The 2,948-nt window shown below is 39.8% G+C and carries 3 protein-coding genes; all 3 read right to left on the bottom strand.

Going from position 1 to position 2,948, the window contains the following annotated elements; translation table 11 throughout:
- Positions 1–36: 36 nt before the first annotated feature.
- A complete protein-coding gene (locus tag ACEW8U_RS07960; protein ID WP_373521508.1) occupies positions 37–1,302 on the bottom strand; it encodes a type IX secretion system plug protein domain-containing protein in 1,266 nt (421 codons plus the stop codon).
- Positions 1,303–1,349: 47 nt separating this feature from the next.
- Complete coding sequence (locus ACEW8U_RS07955; protein ID WP_373521507.1) at positions 1,350–1,634, bottom strand: ABC transporter C-terminal domain-containing protein; 285 nt, start codon at positions 1,632–1,634, stop codon at positions 1,350–1,352.
- The coding region (locus ACEW8U_RS07950; protein ID WP_373521506.1) for an ABC-F family ATP-binding cassette domain-containing protein at positions 1,631–2,948 on the bottom strand (1,318 nt) is incomplete at its 5' end. The genes ACEW8U_RS07950 and ACEW8U_RS07955, both read right to left, overlap by 4 nt.

The following is a 2,948-nucleotide window of genomic DNA, read 5'->3' as shown; positions in this document are numbered from 1 at the left end:
GAATAACCTAATTTATCAAATGGCCATTATTAAAAATCACAACCTCCTTTTATTAGGATTCAGATTCAGGTAACTGATCAACTCGTCATATCTTGAAGCCATGTCTCTGTAATAGACGAAGACTTCATATTCGTTTTCTGTTTCAAAATAATTTCCTTCAAAAGCACTCATATCCCAGCCATCATCAGTCTTAAAAGCATATTGATAATCATACCATCCCTGCTTCAGCAATAAGGTGGCCTGATAGGTATTTGTTTTTTTATCAAGCACCATTTTGGAAGAAGGTTCATTGCCCCATTGTGTAAATGCGCCGATGATGTATGGGGTTTGTTTAAGGTTGTCAGCAGCCAAATTAAAAGTGACAAGCATGTATTCGCTTTCGCGTTCATGATTTTGTCGCTCCAGGTTCATGATGGCAAACTGCCCGTTCATATCCAAATATTCAGAATAAACACCTTGTGGCCTTGGCTTGTCGACAACAGCCTCTGCATAAACAATATCATCCTCCATTCTTACCCAAGCGATATTCATTCCTTTGGCCCGAACAAATCTAAGGTCTACAAACCGGAATTCATTGCCACCCCAAAAAACATTGCTTCCATCAAAAAGCTGGTATTCTAACATCTTGGTATCTTCCCTGATCATGGTGGGATTTCCAAGAACCCTGCTGTTGTCCCATCGTTGATTTTGACGAATCATGACACGAAGGTTATTCTTTGGATCAAAAAGCTCACGTGCCTTGTAATTCAGATTAATATTGATCTGTTGAACCTGTCTCCTATTTTCTGTTTGGCTGGGTGGAACTACCCTTGCGGCCATATTGGCGATTTTCTCAAATACCATAAACCTTTTGGTCAAAACAACCTTATTTTGGTCTCTTCCTCTGTAGACAATCAAAACATAGTTACCTGATTTGGTAACCCTGGGCGTAACAAAATTATAATGAATATAGGGTACCCGGGTGTCAATGGAATAATTGTAATCGAGAATATTGAATTCATTGTATTCATTGAGGTACTCGGGTTCTTTGAGGTCCGAAGGTGTCCAGTCAAAATTACAGTGGACCACCTTGACAGAATACATATCTGGGTCGTATGCCAAATCATCAAATGTCAGGTTGAGGACGCCGCTGTTCAACTCAATAACTGGGGAGTTCATTTGGGCTGCAAATTCCCCTGATCGTGGAAATAACCTTACTGATTGTATATTCTCTTCAAAAACGCGGTCCTCATAAACCTTTTGGGCTGAAACGGAAAATGAAAAAGTCAAAAGCGTGAGAAGTAATAAAATTCTGATCTGCATTATACTTTAGGTTTTAATAAGCTTCAATATAAAAAACTATGCCAAAATCAGGAAATCGTTTCCTGAAGTTGGCCAATTTCTTCTACCAAAGTTTCCCAATCGGTATTTAACTTTGCTTCATTTTCTTTCAGCTTGTTATAATCCTGATTGATATGTGAGAGTTTTTCACTGTCTTCATAAACTTCACTGTCTGCCATTTGGGCCTCAAGATTTTTTTTCTTTTCCTCCAACTCTAGAATTTTTCCTTCAATCAACTCAAGCTCCTGTTCTTTCTTTTTGAGATCTTTTTTGGCCTGCAAACTTTCAGTAGGATTGAATTCTCTTTTTTTCACCTCAGGTTTTGGAGTGTTATCAGGTTTTTGGATTCCGCTGGAATCAAATCTTGTTGGGATTTCCAAAATACATATTCATCATAAGTTCCTGGATATTCTTTGATCTGACTGTTTTCGATATACCAGATTTTGTTCGCAACGCCTCTGATAAAATGTCTGTCGTGGGAAACTGTGATGAAAGTACCTTCATACTGCTCCATGGCCTGTATCAGAATATTGACAGACTGCATGTCCAAGTGGTTGGTAGGTTCATCCAAAAGCAGGAAATTGGCTTCGGAAATCATGGTTTTGGCCAAAGCCACCCTTGATTTTTCTCCTCCTGAAAGGACCTTTATTTTCTTGAATACGTCCTCGTTGGTGAATAAAAAACAGCCCAAAACATTTCGTAATTCAGTTTCGGTTTTCTTAGAACCTGCCTGTACCATTTCCTGCAAGATCTCATTGTCCACATTGAGGGCTTCTAACTGATGCTGTGCATAAAAAGATTTGATGACATTGTGACCTTGTTCCCTTTTTCCCTTGATAGGTTCTGTACCATCGATAATTCTGAGCAAAGTGGATTTACCTTTTCCATTGGCCCCGATCAGGGCAATTTTATCTCCCCGCTCAATCCTTGCAGTGGTATCCCTCAATATCACCAAATCTCCATACGCTTTGGACACGTGGTCTAAAACCACAACATCTCTTCCGGATTTTTGGGAAAATCTGAATTTGAAATTCACAGAAATATTGTCATCCACCACCTCATTGACTCGGTCCAACCTATCCAAGGCTTTGACCCTCGATTGGACCTGATTGGACTTGGTTGCTTTGGCACGGAAACGCTCAATAAAACGCTCCGTTTGTTTGATCATCTGCTGTTGGTTTTCATAAGCATTTTGCTGGATTTCCATTCGCTCCACTTTCTCCTCCTTGTAAAAAGAATAATTTCCGGAGTAAGTGGTCAACGTCCCATTGGAAACTTCCACAGTGGTATCGATACAATTATCCAAAAACTCCTGATCATGGGAAACGACCACCACAGCTCCTTCATAGTTTTTGAGGTAGTTTTCTACCCATTGTATAGATGGTAAGTCCAAGTGGTTGGTAGGTTCATCAAGCATCAAGAGTGCAGGTTTTTCCAAAAGTAATTTGGCCAACATCACACGCATTCTCCAGCCTCCCGAAAAAGTCTTCAAAGGCCTGTTCAGGTCTTTTGTATTGAATCCTATACCTTCTAAAACTGCTTCGGCCTTGGCTTTAATAGTATATCCCTCGTTGGCCTCAAACAGATCTTGAAGCTTAGCTAGTTTATTGATAACTTCATCCGAATAA

The organism is Aquiflexum sp., assembly GCF_041751335.1.
GTDB lineage: Bacteria > Bacteroidota > Bacteroidia > Cytophagales > Cyclobacteriaceae > Aquiflexum.
Note: the sequence above shows the minus strand (reverse complement) of the source record. Positions and strands in the feature narration are given on the sequence as shown.

Bases quoted from the DNA above. Each gene is read 5' to 3' on its own strand.
- ACEW8U_RS07960 (WP_373521508.1), bottom strand. From the start codon at position 1,302: ATGCAGATCAGAATTTTATTACTTCTCACGCTTTTGACTTTTTCATTT.